The sequence below is a fragment of the Streptomyces sp. NPDC006516 genome, assembly GCF_040611875.1.
Taxonomy (GTDB): Bacteria; Actinomycetota; Actinomycetes; order Streptomycetales; family Streptomycetaceae; genus Streptomyces.
This window is the reverse complement of record NZ_JBEXPD010000002.1, coordinates 598,601-613,980: the sequence shown is the minus strand read 5'-3', so window position 1 is coordinate 613,980 and position 15,380 is coordinate 598,601. Positions and strand designations below refer to the sequence as shown.

Annotated in this window: 16 protein-coding genes; 12 read left to right on the top strand and 4 right to left on the bottom strand. The window is 72.1% G+C overall.

The genetic code is table 11. The annotated features are described in order from the left end of the window. Nucleotides 1-32 precede the first annotated feature (32 nt). Nucleotides 33-1,472 carry an NAD(P)H-quinone dehydrogenase gene (locus ABZY45_RS08995; protein ID WP_356737623.1) on the bottom strand — a complete coding sequence of 480 codons (1,440 nt, stop codon included), beginning with the start codon at nt 1,470-1,472 and terminating at the stop codon, nt 33-35. A 254-nt stretch (nt 1,473-1,726) separates the two neighbouring features. On the opposite strand from ABZY45_RS08995, the gene ABZY45_RS08990 reads away from it, so the two are divergent. The 3 genes from ABZY45_RS08990 to ABZY45_RS08980 all read left to right on the top strand — a co-directional run bounded on the left by ABZY45_RS08990 (nt 1,727) and on the right by ABZY45_RS08980 (nt 4,848). Further along, a complete protein-coding gene (locus ABZY45_RS08990) occupies nt 1,727-2,164 on the top strand; it encodes a gamma-glutamylcyclotransferase (protein WP_073746014.1) in 438 nt (145 codons plus the stop codon). Between the two features lie 104 nt (nt 2,165-2,268). Beyond that, a complete protein-coding gene (locus ABZY45_RS08985) occupies nt 2,269-3,093 on the top strand; it encodes a purine-nucleoside phosphorylase (RefSeq protein ID WP_356737621.1) in 825 nt (274 codons plus the stop codon). 114 nt (nt 3,094-3,207) lie between these two features. Then, the gene (locus ABZY45_RS08980) at nt 3,208-4,848 is read left to right on the top strand and encodes a phospho-sugar mutase (protein ID WP_356737619.1); all 1,641 of its coding nucleotides are present in this window, start codon (nt 3,208-3,210) and stop codon (nt 4,846-4,848) included. 272 nt (nt 4,849-5,120) lie between these two features. On the opposite strand, the gene ABZY45_RS08975 is transcribed toward ABZY45_RS08980, so the two are convergent. Then, nucleotides 5,121-5,759 (bottom strand): PH domain-containing protein, encoded by a 639-nt coding sequence (locus tag ABZY45_RS08975; protein ID WP_356737617.1) that lies wholly within the window; start codon nt 5,757-5,759, stop codon nt 5,121-5,123. A gap of 124 nt (nt 5,760-5,883) precedes the next feature. Between ABZY45_RS08975 and deoC the strand changes: the two genes are divergently transcribed. From deoC to ABZY45_RS08960, 3 genes are read left to right on the top strand one after another with little or no spacing between them, the layout of a single operon-like run. Beyond that, a complete protein-coding gene (deoC, locus tag ABZY45_RS08970) occupies nt 5,884-6,831 on the top strand; it encodes a deoxyribose-phosphate aldolase (RefSeq protein ID WP_356738748.1) in 948 nt (315 codons plus the stop codon). A 5-nt stretch (nt 6,832-6,836) separates the two neighbouring features. Beyond that, on the top strand, nt 6,837-8,273 hold the full coding sequence (locus tag ABZY45_RS08965; protein WP_356737615.1) for an aldehyde dehydrogenase family protein: 1,437 nt from the start codon (nt 6,837-6,839) through the stop codon (nt 8,271-8,273). Continuing rightward, nucleotides 8,266-9,162, top strand: coding sequence for an aldehyde dehydrogenase family protein (locus ABZY45_RS08960; protein ID WP_356737613.1), 897 nt, complete (start codon nt 8,266-8,268; stop codon nt 9,160-9,162). Before ABZY45_RS08965 ends, ABZY45_RS08960 begins: the two co-directional genes overlap by 8 nt. Nucleotides 9,163-9,220: 58 nt before the next feature. Here ABZY45_RS08960 and ABZY45_RS08955 read toward each other — a convergent pair whose 3' ends face one another. Further along, nucleotides 9,221-9,646, bottom strand: a complete 426-nt coding sequence (locus tag ABZY45_RS08955; RefSeq protein WP_356737611.1) for a hypothetical protein — start codon at nt 9,644-9,646, stop codon at nt 9,221-9,223. A gap of 85 nt (nt 9,647-9,731) precedes the next feature. Between ABZY45_RS08955 and ABZY45_RS08950 the strand changes: the two genes are divergently transcribed. Then, complete coding sequence (locus tag ABZY45_RS08950; RefSeq protein WP_356737609.1) at nt 9,732-10,436, top strand: uridine kinase; 705 nt, start codon at nt 9,732-9,734, stop codon at nt 10,434-10,436. Between the two features lie 152 nt (nt 10,437-10,588). On the opposite strand, the gene ABZY45_RS08945 is transcribed toward ABZY45_RS08950, so the two are convergent. Beyond that, the gene (locus ABZY45_RS08945; RefSeq protein WP_356737607.1) at nt 10,589-11,335 is read right to left on the bottom strand and encodes a SigE family RNA polymerase sigma factor; all 747 of its coding nucleotides are present in this window, start codon (nt 11,333-11,335) and stop codon (nt 10,589-10,591) included. A 182-nt stretch (nt 11,336-11,517) separates the two neighbouring features. Between ABZY45_RS08945 and afsQ1 the strand changes: the two genes are divergently transcribed. The 5 genes from afsQ1 (at nt 11,518) to ABZY45_RS08920 (ending at nt 15,352) form a co-directional block, all read left to right on the top strand. Beyond that, a complete protein-coding gene (gene afsQ1, locus ABZY45_RS08940; protein ID WP_015578482.1) occupies nt 11,518-12,195 on the top strand; it encodes a two-component system response regulator AfsQ1 in 678 nt (225 codons plus the stop codon). Beyond that, nucleotides 12,192-13,724, top strand: coding sequence for a HAMP domain-containing sensor histidine kinase (locus tag ABZY45_RS08935; protein WP_356737605.1), 1,533 nt, complete (start codon nt 12,192-12,194; stop codon nt 13,722-13,724). The genes afsQ1 and ABZY45_RS08935 overlap by 4 nt, the downstream gene beginning before the upstream one ends. Next, nucleotides 13,724-14,377, top strand: a complete 654-nt coding sequence (locus ABZY45_RS08930; RefSeq protein WP_356737603.1) for a hypothetical protein — start codon at nt 13,724-13,726, stop codon at nt 14,375-14,377. Before ABZY45_RS08935 ends, ABZY45_RS08930 begins: the two co-directional genes overlap by 1 nt. A 104-nt stretch (nt 14,378-14,481) precedes the next feature. Next, on the top strand, nt 14,482-15,057 hold the full coding sequence (locus tag ABZY45_RS08925) for a VanZ family protein (protein WP_356737602.1): 576 nt from the start codon (nt 14,482-14,484) through the stop codon (nt 15,055-15,057). Between the two features lie 91 nt (nt 15,058-15,148). Next, the gene (locus tag ABZY45_RS08920; RefSeq protein ID WP_356737600.1) at nt 15,149-15,352 is read left to right on the top strand and encodes a PspC domain-containing protein; all 204 of its coding nucleotides are present in this window, start codon (nt 15,149-15,151) and stop codon (nt 15,350-15,352) included. Nucleotides 15,353-15,380: the final 28 nt, after the last annotated feature.

Sequence of the window (15,380 nt, the reverse complement as noted above, 5' to 3'; positions counted from 1 at the left end):
AGGGGGCCCCTTCGTCGTCGGAACGGTCCGTGTTACGCCTCGCCCGCGCTCTTCCGGGTGTGCAACTGCCGGGCCACCTCGGCGATCGAGCCGGAGAGGGACGGGTACACGGTGAAGGCGTTGGCGATCTGCTCGACCGTCAGGTTGTTGTCGACGGCGAGCGAGATCGGGTGGATCAGCTCACTCGCACGCGGCGCGACGACGCAGCCGCCGACCACGATGCCGGTACCGGGCCGGCAGAAGATCTTGACGAAGCCGTCCCGGATGCCCTGCATCTTGGCGCGCGGGTTGCGCAGGAGCGGGAGCTTCACGACACGGGCGTCGATCTTGCCGGAGTCGACGTCGGCCTGGCTGTAACCGACGGTGGCGATCTCGGGGTCGGTGAAGACGTTCGCGGAGACGGTCTTCAGGTTCAGCGGCGCCACGGCGTCACCGAGGAAGTGGTACATCGCGATCCGGCCCTGCATCGCGGCCACGGAGGCCAGGGCGAAGATCCCGGTGACGTCACCGGCCGCGTACACCCCCGGGGCGCTGGTGCGCGAGACCCGGTCGGTGCGGATGTGGCCGGACTCCTTGAGCAGGACCCCGGCCTCCTCCAGGCCCATGCCCGCGGTGTTCGGGATCGCGCCGACCGCCATCAGGCAGTGGGTGCCGGAGATGACGCGGCCGTCCGCCAGCGTCACCTCGACACGGTCGCCGACGCGCTTGGCGGACTGGGCGCGTGAGCGGGCCATGACGTTCATGCCGCGGCGCCGGAAGACGTCCTCCAGGACGGCGGCGGCGTCCGGGTCCTCACCCGGCAGCACGCGGTCACGGGAGGAGACGAGCGTCACCCGCGAGCCGAGGGCCTGGTAGGCGCCGGCGAACTCGGCACCGGTCACACCGGAGCCGACCACGATGAGCTCCTCGGGGAGCTCGTCCAGGTCGTAGACCTGCGTCCAGTTCAGGATGCGCTCGCCGTCGGGCTGGGCGTCCGGGATCTCCCGCGGGTGGCCACCGGTCGCTATCAGCACCGCGTCGGCGGTGAGCCGCTCCTCGGTTCCGTCGGCGGCGGTCACCACGACCTGGCGGGACCCGTCGGCGGCCTGGAGCCCGTCGAGCCTGCCCCGCCCGCGCACGACCCGGGCGCCGGCCCGGGTGACCGAGGCGGTGATGTCGTGGGACTGGGCGAGCGCGAGACGCTTGACACGCCGGTTGACCTTGCCGAGGTCGACGCCGACGACCCGCGCCGCCTGCTCCAGGTGCGGGGTGTCGTCCGCGACGATGATGCCGAGCTCCTCGTAGGAGGAGTCGAAGGTGGTCATCACCTCGGCCGTCGCGATCAGGGTCTTGGAGGGCACGCAGTCGGTGAGGACCGACGCGCCGCCGAGGCCGTCGCAGTCGACGACGGTCACCTCCGCGCCGAGCTGGGCGCCGACCAGTGCCGCCTCGTAGCCGCCGGGGCCGCCGCCGATGATCACGATCCGGGTCACGAAAAGTCCGCCTCGCGTGGTGTCATCCCACGGCCGTCTGCCGCCCCGGCCGGGGGTCCGGGGGGTCGCCCCGGCGTATGCAGTACGTAGTTCATTGTCCCGCACGCGCCAAGGTGCTTCGCCCCGGGGCCCTCCATCCGGGAACGTGCCTGGCCGGGACAGGGCCTTCCACGCCCCCGCCTGCCGCTCACGGCCGAGGGGTCTTCCCCGGCGGAACCCGCACTCCCCCGGTCACCTCCCGTACCCTCGACCCCATGTCGCTCTACGCCGCGTACGCCGGCAACCTCGACGCGCGGCTGATGACGCGCCGCGCTCCGCACTCCCCGCTGCGCGGCACGGGCTGGCTCAACGGCTGGCGGCTGACCTTCGGCGGGGAGCAGATGGGCTGGGAGGGCGCGCTGGCCACGGTGGTGGAGGCACCCCGTTCGCAGGTGTTCGTCGCGCTCTACGACCTGGCCCCCATGGACGAGGACTCCATGGACCGGTGGGAGGGCGTCGGCCTCGACATCTACCGCCGTATGCGGGTGCGCGTGCACACGCTGGACGGCGAGGAACCGGCCTGGATGTACGTCCTCAACGGCTACGAGGGCGGGCTGCCGTCCGCGCGGTATCTGGGCGAGGTGGCGGATGCCGCCGAGTCCGCGGGCGCGCCGCACGACTACGTGATGAACCTGCGCAAGCACCCTTGCTGAGCACGGCCTCCGGGCCCCTTCCGTAGGAAAGTACGAGTACGACCGGCCAGACTCTGCGGGGACGCATCTACGCGCGTAGGGAATCACCGGTTACCCTCATCCGCGTGAACGCATCTGTTATTCCGGACCACATCCAGGGCGACCCCCGTGCCGCCGCTGCCGACGCCGCTGCCCGCCTGCGCGAGCTGACCGGCGCAGAGACCCACGACGTCGCTCTGGTGATGGGCTCCGGGTGGGCCCCCGCCGGCGATGCGCTCGGCGTTCCGGAGGCCGAGTTCCCCGTCACCGCGCTGCCCGGGTTCCCCGCCCCCGCGGTCGAGGGTCACGGCGGCACGATCCGCTCGTACCGGATCGGGGAGAAGCGCGTCCTGGTCTTCCTGGGCCGCACGCACTACTACGAGGGCCGCGGCGTCGCCGCCGTCGCCCACGGCGTCCGCACGGCCGCCGCGGCGGGCTGCCGGACCGTCATCCTCACGAACGGCTGCGGCGGGCTGCGCGAGGGCATGCGCCCCGGCCAGCCGGTCCTCATCAGCGACCACATCAACCTCACCGCGGCCTCGCCGATCGTGGGCGCGAACTTCGTCGACCTGACCGACCTCTACTCGCCGCGGCTGCGCGCGCTGTGCCAGGAGATCGACGAGACGCTCGAAGAGGGCGTGTACGTGCAGTTCCCCGGCCCGCACTACGAGACCCCGGCCGAGATCAACATGGTCCGGGTCATGGGCGGTGACCTGGTCGGCATGTCCACGGTCCTCGAAGCCATCGCCGCGCGAGAGGCGGGCGCGGAGGTGCTGGGCATCTCGCTGGTCACGAACCTGGCCGCCGGCCTGAGCGGTGAACCCCTGAACCACGAGGAGGTCCTCCAGGCAGGCCGTGACTCGGCCACCCGGATGGGCGCGCTGCTGGCGCGGGTACTCGACCGGATCTGAGCAGCTTCGGCCTCGCCCGAGTCCGAGGCGCCGGTGTCCGGGGCCGAGCCCCGGGCAGCCGCACACGGCGGCCCCGGCCGGCCCCACCCCCGTACCCGCAGAAAGGCGGACACCGTGCAGCAGGACCTCATCACGCAGGCCAGGACCTGGCTCGCCGAGGACCCGGACCCCGAGACCCGGGCGGAACTCGCCGCGCTCATCGACGCCGGGGACCTCACGACGCTCGCCGGCCGCTTCGCGGGCCCGCTCCAGTTCGGCACGGCGGGCCTGCGCGGGGAGATCGGCGCCGGGCCGATGCGCATGAACCGCTCCGTCGTCATCCGCGCCGCCGCCGGGCTCGCCGCCTACCTGAAGGCGCGGGGGCAGGCCGGCGGGCTCGTGGTCGTCGGCTACGACGCCCGCCACAAGTCGGCCGACTTCGCGCGGGACACGGCGGCGGTGATGACCGGCGCGGGTCTGCGCGCGGCGGTGCTCCCCCGCCCGCTGCCCACGCCCGTCCTGGCGTTCGCCATACGGCACCTGGGGGCCGTCGCGGGTGTGGAGGTCACGGCCAGCCACAATCCGCCGCGCGACAACGGCTACAAGGTCTACCTCGGTGACGGGTCCCAGATCGTGCCCCCGGCCGACGCGGAGATCGCCGCGGCGATCGCGGCGGTCGGCCCGCTCGACGGCGTGCCGCGCCCGGAGTCCGGCTGGGAGATCCTCGGCGACGAGGTCCTGGCCGCCTATCTCGCGCGTACGGACGCCGTCCTGAGCCCCGGCTCGCCCCGGACCGCCCGCACCGTGTACACCGCGATGCACGGCGTCGGCACGGCGGTCCTGACCGCCGCCTTCGCCCGGGCGGGCTTCCCCGAGCCCGTGCTCGTGGCCGAACAGGCCGACCCCGACCCGGCCTTCCCCACCGTGGCCTTCCCCAACCCGGAGGAGCCCGGCGCCATGGACCTCGCGTTCGCGACCGCGCGCCGGGCGCTGCCCGACCTCGTCGTCGCGAACGACCCGGACGCCGACCGCTGCGCGGTGGCGGTCCCGGACGCGTCGGCCGGGGGAGGCTGGCGGATGCTGCGCGGCGACGAGGTCGGCGCGTTGCTCGCCGCACACCTGGTGAGCCGGGGCGCCACGGGCGTCTTCGCCGAGTCGATCGTGTCCTCGTCGTTGCTGGGCCGCATCGCGGAGAAGGCCGGCCTCGGATACGAGGAGACGCTGACGGGCTTCAAGTGGATCGCCCGCGTCGACGGCCTGCGGTACGGATACGAGGAGGCCCTGGGCTACTGCGTGGACCCTGAGGGCGTCCGCGACAAGGACGGCATCACCGCCGCCCTGCTGATCACCGAGCTGGCCTCGGTGCTGAAGGAGGAGGGCCGCACCCTCCTGGACCTGCTCGACGACCTCGCGCTCGAACACGGCCTGCACGCCACGGACCAGCTGTCCGTGCGGGTGGAGGACCTGACGGTCATCGCGGACGCCATGCGCCGTCTGCGGGAGACTCCCCCGGCCGCCCTGGCGGGCCTCCCCGTCACCTCGGCCGAGGACCTCTCCCTGGGCACGGAGGCGCTGCCGCCGACGGACGGGCTGCGCTACCACCTGGCGGGCGCCCGGGTCATCGTCCGGCCGAGCGGCACCGAGCCGAAGCTCAAGTGCTACCTGGAGGTCGTGGTGCCGGTCCCCGGCGCGGACGGCCTCCCGGCCGCCCGGGAGCAGGCCACGGCGCTGCTCGCCGACATCAAGCGGGACCTGGCGGCCGCCGCGGGAATCTGACCGGGCGCGGCCTGCGCACCCGGACCGGGGTCGGATGCGTGAAGCCGGTGTCCGGTCCGGCGCACGGCCGGAGCACCGGCGCGCCCTCGTACGGGCCGCCGACGGGGGCGGGCCTGTCCCAGGGTGACGGAGGCAGGGAGCGGACAGGCCGCGCGGTCGGCTCTCGCGATGCGGTCGGCTTTCCGCGCGAGCGGCCCGCTGGGCACACGTCAGGCGCCTGGGCAGCCACGCCCCCGCCGGGGAGTGGGCACCCGCGCCCCCGCCGGGGAGCGTCAGGCGATCGCCAGCAGCACCACGAGCAGGACCGCTCCCACCACGGCGGGGGCGATCACCTCGTAGGCCCAGCGCACCGACGCGGTGGTCGTGGGCGCTTCCTTCCGCGCGGCGGCACGCTCGGCCAGTTCCCGCAGGTCGCTCACCGTCTGGTCCGCCGCCGCCGCGCGGGCCTGCGAGTCCCGGACGTCGGCGTGGACGGAGGCCCTGCCGTACGGGTCGTCGTGCGCCTGCTGGGTGGCCTTCCTCGCCGCGCGCTTGCGCTCGCGCAGCGAGACCGGGACCGCCCACAGCTGGTACTTGTCACCGTCGTGCGTGAAGACCTCGCTGGAGTAGGCGGCACGCACCGTGGAGACGTCGGCCCAGGGCAGCACGATCGTGCGGAACGGGTTGCGGATGCGGATCCGCTCCTCGTCGGCGAACACCGCCGGGCGCAGGGTGAACGCGACGATCAGGGGGACCACCGTCAGCAGCGCGGCCAGCGCCAGCCACGGCACGTGGCCCTCGCCCCGGAACACCGCGTCGCCGCCGATCCAGCCGACCAGCAGGATCAGCAGCGCGCCGCTGACCAGCCCGGCGCCCGAACGGAACGTCCGGTCGGCGTAGGCGGGCTCGGTGGGGGGTGTGGGGCTCGTCATGCTCCCGATTCTGCCTGAAGCGGGGCGGCCGTCGGGGCGCGACCTCGCGCGGTCCGCGTATGACCCGGATCGGGGTGGGCCCTGTACAGGTCGCTACGCGCGTAGATATGCTCATGTGGTGACCATGCCCACCACTGCTCATGCATTCGCCGACGCGACGGCGTCCGACAGTGCGCTGCGCCGCTTCCTGCACGGGCTGCCCGGCGTCGACGCCGTCGGTCTCGAAGCGCGCGCCGCCTCCCTCGGGACCCGCTCGATCAAGACGACCGCCAAGGCGTACGCCATCGATCTCGCCATCTCGATGATCGACCTCACGACGCTGGAAGGCGCGGACACCCCGGGCAAGGTCCGGGCGCTCGCCGCCAAGGCCGTCAATCCCGACCCGACCGACCGTACGACCCCGCGCACCGCCGCGGTCTGTGTGTACCCCGACATGGCGGCGACCGCCGTCGCCGCACTGGCCGGCTCCGGGGTGAAGGTGGCGTCCGTCGCGACGGCCTTCCCCGCCGGGCGGGCGGCGCTGGACGTCAAGCTCGCGGACGTACGCGACGCCGTGGCGGCCGGGGCGGACGAGATCGACATGGTGATCGACCGCGGCGCCTTCCTCTCGGGCCGCTACCTGAAGGTCTACGAGGAGATCCTCGCCGTGAAGGCCGAGTGCGGCACCGCTCGGCTCAAGGTCATCTTCGAGACCGGCGAGCTCTCCACGTACGACAACATCCGCCGGGCCTCCTGGCTCGGGATGCTCGCCGGCGCCGACTTCATCAAGACGTCGACCGGCAAGGTCGGGACGAACGCGACACCGGCGAACACCCTGCTGATGCTGGAGGCCGTGCGCGACTTCCGTGAGGAGACGGGCGTGCAGATCGGCGTGAAGCCCGCCGGCGGCATCCGTACCTCCAAGGACGCGATCAAGTTCCTCGTCCTGGTGAACGAGACCGCGGGCGAGGACTGGCTGGACAACCACTGGTTCCGCTTCGGCGCCTCCAGCCTGCTGAACGACCTGCTGATGCAGCGCCAGAAGCTCAGCACCGGCCGCTACTCCGGCCCCGATTACGTGACGGTGGACTGATCCCCATGGCATCTGCATTCGATTACGCACCGGCTCCGGAGTCCCGCTCCGTCGTCGACATCGCACCCTCGTACGGCCTGTTCATCGACGGTGAGTTCACCGAGGCGGCGGACGGCAAGGTCTTCAAGACGGTCAGCCCCTCGTCCGAGGAGGTGCTCTCCGAGGTCGCCCGTGCGGGCGCCGAGGACGTGGACCGGGCCGTGAAGGCGGCCCGCAGGGCGTTCGAGAAGTGGTCGGCCCTGCCCGGCTCCGAGCGCGCCAAGTACCTCTTCCGCATCGCCCGGATCATCCAGGAACGCTCCCGTGAGCTCGCGGTCCTGGAGACCCTGGACAACGGCAAGCCGATCAGGGAGACCCGCGACGCGGACCTCCCCCTCGTCGCCGCGCACTTCTTCTACTACGCGGGCTGGGCCGACAAGCTGGACCACGCGGGCTACGGGGCGAACCCCCGCCCGCTCGGTGTGGCGGGTCAGATCATCCCGTGGAACTTCCCGCTGCTGATGCTGGCGTGGAAGATCGCCCCGGCGCTCGCCACCGGCAACACCGTGGTCCTGAAGCCGGCGGAGACGACGCCGCTGTCCGCGCTGTTCTTCGCCGACATCTGCCGCCAGGCGGGCCTGCCCAAGGGTGTCGTCAACATCCTGACGGGGTACGGCGACGCGGGCTCGGCGCTGGTCGACCACCCGGACGTGAACAAGGTGGCCTTCACCGGCTCCACCGCCGTCGGCAAGGCCATCGCCCGCCAGATCGCGGGCACGGACAAGAAGGCCACGCTCGAACTGGGCGGCAAGGGCGCCAACATCGTCTTCGACGACGCCCCGGTCGACCAGGCGGTCGAGGGCATCGTCACCGGCATCTTCTTCAACCAGGGCCAGGTCTGCTGCGCGGGCTCACGGCTGCTCGTGCAGGAGTCGGTGCGCGACGAGGTGCTGCACTCCCTCAAGCGCCGGCTGTCCACGCTCCGACTCGGCGACCCGCTGGACAAGAACACCGACATCGGCGCCATCAACTCCGCGGAGCAGCTCTCCCGGATCACCGCGCTCGTCGAGACGGGCGAGGCGGAGGGCGCCGGGCGCTGGACCGCGCCGTGTGAACTGCCCTCCTCGGGTTACTGGTTCGCGCCGACCCTGTTCACCGACGTCACCCAGGCGCACACCGTCGCCCGCGACGAGATCTTCGGCCCCGTGCTGTCGGTGCTGACCTTCCGTACCCCGGACGAGGCCGTCGCCAAGGCCAACAACAGCCAGTACGGCCTCTCCGCGGGCATCTGGACGGAGAAGGGCTCCCGCATCCTCGCGGTGGCGAACAAGCTCCGGGCGGGCGTCGTCTGGGCCAACACGTTCAACAAGTTCGACCCGACCTCGCCGTTCGGCGGATACAAGGAGTCGGGCTTCGGCCGCGAGGGCGGCCGTCACGGTCTGGAGGCCTACCTCGATGTCTGACGGGCGACTGAGCGTCTTCAAGACCTACAAGCTGTACGTCGGGGGCAAGTTCCCCCGCTCCGAGAGCGGCCGGGTGTACGAGGTGACGGACTCGAAGGGCAAGTGGCTGGCGAACGTCCCGCAGTCCTCCCGCAAGGACGCCCGTGACGCGGTCGTGGCCGCGCGCAAGGCGTTCGGCGGCTGGTCCGGCGCGACGGCGTACAACCGCGGCCAGATCCTCTACCGCGTCGCCGAGATGCTGGAGGGCCGCCGCGAACAGTTCGTCCGCGAGGTGGCGGACGCCGAGGGGCTGTCGAAGTCCAAGGCGGCGGCCGTCGTGGACGCGGCGGTCGACCGCTGGGTCTGGTACGCGGGCTGGACCGACAAGATCGGCCAGATCGTGGGCGGGGCGAACCCGGTCGCGGGCCCGTTCTTCAACCTCTCGACCCCGGAGCCCACGGGTGTGGTGACCGTGCTGGCACCGCAGGAGTCGTCGTTCCTCGGTCTGGTCTCGGTGATCGCCCCGGTGATCGCCACGGGCAACACCGCGGTCGTCGTGGCCTCCGCCGGCGCTCCGCTGCCCGCGCTCTCCCTGGGCGAGGTCCTGGCGACCTCGGACCTGCCGGGCGGTGTGGTGAACATCCTGTCGGGCAGCACGGCGGAGCTCGCGGCGCCGCTGGCGGCGCACCAGGACGTCAACGCCATCGACCTCACGGGTGCCGACGCCGCTCTGGCGAAGGAGCTGGAGATCGCGGCTGCGGACAACCTCAAGCGCGTCCTGCGTCCACAGGCTGTGGACACGGGCGACTGGGCCGCAGACCCGGGCACCCTGCGCCTGACGGCCTTCCTGGAGACCAAGACGGTCTGGCACCCGACGGGCGCCCTGGGAGCCTCCGGCTCCTCGTACTGACCCGGACGTGCGTGTGGGGCCGCCCGGAAAGGCGGCCCCACACGCACGTGTATGCCGGTCAGCCGGTCACCAGGCCGGTGATCTGCCCGACCACGGGCAGGTCGCCGAGCGCGGCGCCGCTGGTGATCGGATCGGTGACGAGCGCGGTGGTCACCGGCTTGAAGTCGGCGACCTGCGCCCCCACCGCGTTGTCCAGCGGGTCCACGCCCGTACCGGCCAGCGGGTCCAGCTGGAGGTCCGTGACGGGCTTGACGGCCCCCGCGAGGCCGTAGCCGAGCGCGCTGGTCAGCGCCGGCGCCGCCGCGTCGCCGACCGCCCCCAGGGTGCTGTCCGCGGTGTCCGCTCCGGTGGCGGGCGTGGCGGGCAGCGGAGCGGCCTGGGCCGCGGCTCCTCCCGCACCGAGCGCCGCACCGAGTGCGGTGAGGGTCAGACCGGCGCGCAGCAGCGCGCGGTGCCGGGGCTTGGACAGTGCATGACGAGCCATGTTTTCCCACCTGATCGGGGCGTGCCGGGTAATCGTTCGTGCGCGCAGAGTAGTTGAGGTGTGGTCGCAGAGTAGTTGAGGTGTGATGCTCGATACCAACAGGACCTCCCGGGGATCCCCTGCGCGGGTCAATGCCTCACACTTCTGTTCTGTGAGTTCCCAACCGATCCCCACTCGCGTCGTGCTGCTCGCCGGTCCCTCCGGCTCCGGCAAGTCGTCCCTCGCCGCTCGCAGCGGTCTCCCGGTGCTGCGCCTGGACGACTTCTACAAGGAGGCAAACGATCCGACACTGCCGCGGGTCACCGGCAGCATGGACATCGACTGGGACTCGGCACTGTCCTGGGACGAGGACGCGGCCGTGGCGGCCATAGCCGAGCTGTGCCGCACGGGGCGCACGCACGTCCCGCTGTACGACATCGCCACCAGCTCCCGGGTCGGTCACGAGACGCTGGACATCGAGCGCACGCCCCTGTTCGTCGCCGAGGGCATCTTCGCGGCGGACATCGTGGAGCGCTGCCGGGAGCTGGGCCTGCTGGCGGACGCGCTGTGCCTGCGCGGGCGTCCGTCCACGACGTTCCGGCGGCGCCTGGTGCGGGATCTGCGGGAGGGCCGGAAGTCGGTGCCCTTCCTGCTGCGGCGCGGATGGCGTCTGATGCGTGCCGAGCGGGCCATCGTGGCCCGCCAGGCCGCGCTGGGCGCGTATCCCTGTGCCCGTCAGGAGGCCCTGGGGCGGCTGGCCGACGCCGCGGCGGGCCGCTGCCGTGCCCCGCGCAGCCGCGTGGCGAACTGACGCACTACGTCCCGCCGGGCGCACGCGAGCGGGGGCGGACAGGACCCCCCGGCCTGTCCGCCCCCGCTGCGTTCACCCCCGTGCCGCGGCCTCCCCCGAAGCCGCGGCCCTTCCCCCGTGTTCCCCCGTTGTCCCCGTGTCCCCCGTAGGCCTCAGGCCACCAGCTCGCCGAAGGACTCCTGCTCGTCACGGCCGAAGCTGAGGACCTCGTCCTCACGCAGCCGCCGCAGCGACCGCCAGATGCTCGACTTCACCGTGCCGACACTGATGTCGAGGATGGACGCGATCTCCGGGTCGGTGCGGCCCTCGTAGTAGCGGAGGACCAGCATCGTGCGCTGGAGTTCCGGCAGCCGCGCGAGCGCCTGCCAGAGCACCGCACGCAGTTCCGTGCCGCGCATCGCGTCCGTGTCGCCCACCGTCTCCGGCAGCTCCTCGGTCGGGTATTCGTTCAGCTTGCGCCTGCGCCACGCGCTGATGTGCAGGTTGGTCATGGTCCGGCGGAGGTATCCGCCGACCGCGGCCTTGTCGCTGATCCTGTCCCAGGCCCGGTAGGTCGAGAAGAGGGCGCTCTGCAGCAGGTCCTCGGCCTCGAACCGGTCGCCGGTCAGGTGGTAGGCGGTCGCGTACAGGGAGGCACGGCGCTCCTGGACATAGGCGGTGAACGCCGCTTCGGCGTCCTGTGCCTGTGCCGGGACCGTCCGCTCCCCCGAGCCCTCCCCGTACGCGTTTCCCCCGTTTTCCCCCGTGGACGCGTCAACCATCGTCAGATACGACGCGTGCTGACGCCCGGCGCCACGAACGCACCCCCGTACTCCGGCGCCGGACTTCTCCGGGCTCCGTCCGACGTCGTGGAGGCGCGTGACTACTGCGCTTGAGGTGGTGCTGTGCAGTGCGTTCATCTGGCGCCCCCCATCGGTGGAGTCCGTTCGTTCCGTGTGCCAATGAGCTTGCCGGGGCAGTTTCATGGCGCTGTCCCCCGACTGTCACAGGGCTGTCACAGGGCATGTCGGCCGGTCCCGCCGAAGGATCGGGTAGGGGGGATTGTCGAAACGTGGCACCACCATGGGCCAGAATGACCCCCGTGCCTTTCCTGTTGCTGATCGAGGACGATGACGCCATCCGCACGGCCCTCGAACTCTCGCTGTCACGCCAGGGCCACCGAGTGGCCACCGCGGCGACGGGAGAGGACGGCCTGGAGCTGCTCCGGGAGCAGCGGCCGGACCTGGTCGTGCTGGATGTGATGCTGCCCGGGATCGACGGTTTCGAGGTGTGCCGGCGTATCCGGCGTACCGACCAGCTGCCGATCATTCTGCTGACCGCGCGCAGCGACGACATCGACGTCGTGGTGGGACTGGAGTCCGGCGCGGACGACTACGTGGTGAAGCCCGTGCAGGGGCGCGTGCTCGACGCGCGTATCCGTGCGGTGCTGCGCCGGGGTGAGAGGGAGTCCACCGACTCGGCGACCTTCGGGAGCGTCGTCATCGACCGCTCCGCGATGACGGTCACCAAGAACGGGGAGGACCTCCAGCTCACACCCACCGAGCTGCGGCTCCTGCTCGAACTGAGCCGCCGCCCCGGACAGGCGCTGTCCCGGCAGCAGTTGCTGCGGCTGGTGTGGGAGCACGACTACCTCGGTGACTCACGGCTGGTGGACGCCTGTGTGCAGCGGCTGCGGGCGAAGGTGGAGGACGTTCCGTCCTCGCCGACCCTGATCCGTACCGTGCGGGGTGTCGGCTACCGGCTGGATTCGCCTCAGTGACCGTGTCCGCGAAGCGTTCCGTGCTCGCGGGTCTTCGCTGGACCAGCCTGCGGCTGCGGCTGCTGATCGTGTTCGCGCTGGTGGCGCTCACGGCCGCGGTCTCCGCGTCGGGCATCGCGTACTGGCTGAACCGTGAGGCGGTCCTGACGCGTACGCAGGACGCGGCGCTGGGCGACTTCCGCCGCCAGATGCAGAACCGGGCGGCCTCGCTGCCGCTCCAGCCCACGGCGGTGGAACTGCGGGACACCGCCGAGCAGATGGCGAGCAGCGGTCCCGGTTATCACGTGCTGCTGGTCGGCACGTCCGACGGCAAGCCGGTGACCGGGTCCTCAGACATCGACTACTTCACCAAGCTCGACGTGCCCGCGTCGCTGCAGGAACAGGTCGACAAGAAGCAGCCGCTGACGTCGAGCAACCCCCATGAGTACCACCTGTTCTGGCAGCGGACGACGATCCGCGGCACCCCCTATCTGGTGGCCGGCACGAAGATCATCGGCGGTGGCCCCTCCGGCTACATGCTGAAGTCGCTCCACCAGGAGCGCGAGGACCTCAGCTCGCTGGCCTGGTCCCTGGGGATCGCCACCGCGCTGGCGCTCGTCGGTTCGGCGCTGCTCGCCCAGGCGGCCGCGACGACGGTGCTGCGGCCGGTGCAGAGGCTCGGTGACGCGGCCCGCAAGCTCGGCGAGGGCAAGCTGGACACACGCCTGGTGGTGTCGGGCACCGATGAACTGGCCGAGCTCTCCCACACGTTCAACAAGGCCGCGAGCTCCCTGGAGAAGAAGGTCGCGGACATGAGCGCGCGGGAGGAGTCGAGCCGCAGGTTCGTCGCCGACATGTCGCACGAGCTGCGCACCCCGCTGACCGCGATCACCGCGGTGGCCGAGGTGCTGGAGGACGAGGCGGACAGCCTCGACCCGATGATCGCGCCTGCCGTGCACCTGGTGGTGAGCGAGACGCGGCGGCTGAACGACCTGGTGGAGAACCTCATGGAGGTCACCCGCTTCGACGCGGGTACGGCCAGGCTCGTCCTGGACACGGTCGACGTCGCCGACCAGGTGACCGCCTGCATCGACGCCCGGGCCTGGCTGGACGCGGTCGATCTCGACGCGGAGCGCGGAATCATGGTGCGGCTCGATCCGCGGCGGCTCGACGTGATCCTGGCGAATCTGATCGGCAACGCCCTCAAGCACGGCGGCTCGCCGGTACGGGTGTCCGTACGGACCGACGAGGACGAGCTGGTCATCGAGGTGCGCGACCACGGCCCGGGCATCCCCGAGGAGGTCCTCCCGCACGTCTTCGACCGGTTCTACAAGGCGAGCGCCTCCCGGCCACGTTCCGAGGGCAGTGGCCTCGGGCTGTCCATCGCGGTGGAGAACGCCCACATCCACGGCGGTGACATCACGGCCTCGAACCTGCCGGACGGCGAGGGGGCGGTGTTCGTGCTGCGGCTCCCGCGCGACGCGGACAGCCTGACCGGCACGCCGGGGCAGGACGACCCGGACCGGGACGAGAAGGGCGGCGCGAAGTGATGCGCAGCGAGCGGGCGCACGGCGCACCGCGCGGGGGCCGGGCGGCACGCCGGGGCCCGCGCCGGGCGGCCGTGGCGCTGGCGGCCGTCGTGGCGGGTGCGGCGCTGGCCGCCGGCTGCGGGATCAGGAGCACCACCGTGCCGGTCGACGCGGGGGCGGCGCCGTCCCGGATGCCGTGCAGGACGGCGTCGGGCGAGGTGCCGGCGCCGCCGCCGCAGAGCGTCTCCGTCCGGATCTATCTGGTCTGCGCCTCGCAGCTGGTGACCGTGGACCGCACCGTCGAGCTGGACGAGTCCCGTTCCGGGCGCCTGGCGGTCGCGCAGGCCCTGCTGGGCGAGCTCCAGCAGGAGCCCTCCGCCGGGGAACGGCGTGCGGGTTTCTCCACGGTCGTACCGGCCGGACTGCGGGTGTCGGGCCCCCGGAAGGGGGACCCTGAGGGCACGCTGCGCCTCGGCGAGCAGCCGGAGGACCTGCCGGCGGAGGCGCTGGCACAGGTGGTGTGCTCGTACGCGGAGACCGAGACCCTCGGTACGGGCGGCGCGGTGCTGCTGGGCGGGCCGGGCGACTACGCGCCGCGGGGCTATCTGTGCACGACGGAGACGAAGAACCGGCCCGCCGACGTGCCCACGGTCGGCGCGGCCGAGCTGTCCTGACGCCGGTGGCAGGCGGCGGCGGTCCCGTTCCCGGGGCCCGTGCCGCCCGTCACACGGCCTTCGCGGAGCCGGGCGGAACCGATCCTGCCGGTCGTGGCGTCTTGGTGGACGTGCGTCACAGTTCGGACGGCCCGGCCGTCATCCACTTCCGCGCGGCGGGGCTAGCCCTCCTCCTCGCGCATCTGCTGTTCGTCGGCTGGCTGACCCTGCGCCCGCTGGACGTGCCCTGGATGACCGCGGCGAATTTCCGGCCGTTCGCCGGGATCAGGGCGGATCTGGCCCTGGCTCCGGCCGAGGCGGCGCGCCGTATCGGCGAGGGGCTCCTGCTGCTGGCTCCGCTGGGCATACTCCTGCCGATGGCGGGCGGCCGGCTGATGGTCTCCCCGTGGGCGTCGCTGGCCCGTACGGTCGCGGCGGGCGCGCTGATCTCGATGGCCATCGAGCTCGCGCAGACGGGCGTGCCGGGCCAGGTCGTCGACGTCGACTCGCTGCTGCTGAACACCACCGGGGTCGCGCTGGCGCATCTGCTGGTGGTCCCGCTGTCCAGAGCCCGTCTACGCCGGGGCAACCGGGCCGGGGCCGGTGATCTCTCCCGCATCGGGACCGGGGTCCGTACGTTCCGGAGCGAGGCCCCTCAGGGGTCGTCCCCGACGATTACCGGGGTCGGTATCGCCCCGTAGAGCGATGCTTTGTCCTCTCCACGGAGCGACCATGGAATGACCGGGAGCGCGACGGAACCGCTCCCCGAAACGGTTCGCGAAGGAGCCCACCATGGCCGCACTTGCCCGCCCTGTCGAGGGACGCATGATCGCTGGAGTGTGCGCGGCGCTGGCGCGGCGCTTCGGCACCTCGGCCACGACGATGCGTGTCATCTTCCTGGTGTCGTGTCTGCTGCCCGGCCCGCAGTTCCTGCTCTATCTGGCGCTGTGGATCCTGCTGCCGTCGGAGAAGTCCCCGGCCGCGACGGCCTGGTGACCGCAGGAGCCACGGGGAGAACAGCTGT

Coding starts and splice junctions, on each gene's coding strand:
- ABZY45_RS08990 (WP_073746014.1), top strand. CDS start 1,727: ATGTCGCTCTACGCCGCGTACGCCGGCAACCTCGACGCGCGGCTGATG.
- ABZY45_RS08975 (WP_356737617.1), bottom strand. CDS start 5,759: ATGACGAGCCCCACACCCCCCACCGAGCCCGCCTACGCCGACCGGACG.
- deoC (WP_356738748.1), top strand. CDS start 5,884: ATGCCCACCACTGCTCATGCATTCGCCGACGCGACGGCGTCCGACAGT.
- ABZY45_RS08965 (WP_356737615.1), top strand. CDS start 6,837: ATGGCATCTGCATTCGATTACGCACCGGCTCCGGAGTCCCGCTCCGTC.
- ABZY45_RS08960 (WP_356737613.1), top strand. CDS start 8,266: ATGTCTGACGGGCGACTGAGCGTCTTCAAGACCTACAAGCTGTACGTC.
- ABZY45_RS08955 (WP_356737611.1), bottom strand. CDS start 9,646: ATGGCTCGTCATGCACTGTCCAAGCCCCGGCACCGCGCGCTGCTGCGC.
- ABZY45_RS08950 (WP_356737609.1), top strand. CDS start 9,732: ATGCTCGATACCAACAGGACCTCCCGGGGATCCCCTGCGCGGGTCAAT.
- ABZY45_RS08945 (WP_356737607.1), bottom strand. CDS start 11,335: ATGAACGCACTGCACAGCACCACCTCAAGCGCAGTAGTCACGCGCCTC.
- ABZY45_RS08930 (WP_356737603.1), top strand. CDS start 13,724: ATGCGCAGCGAGCGGGCGCACGGCGCACCGCGCGGGGGCCGGGCGGCA.
- ABZY45_RS08920 (WP_356737600.1), top strand. CDS start 15,149: ATGGCCGCACTTGCCCGCCCTGTCGAGGGACGCATGATCGCTGGAGTG.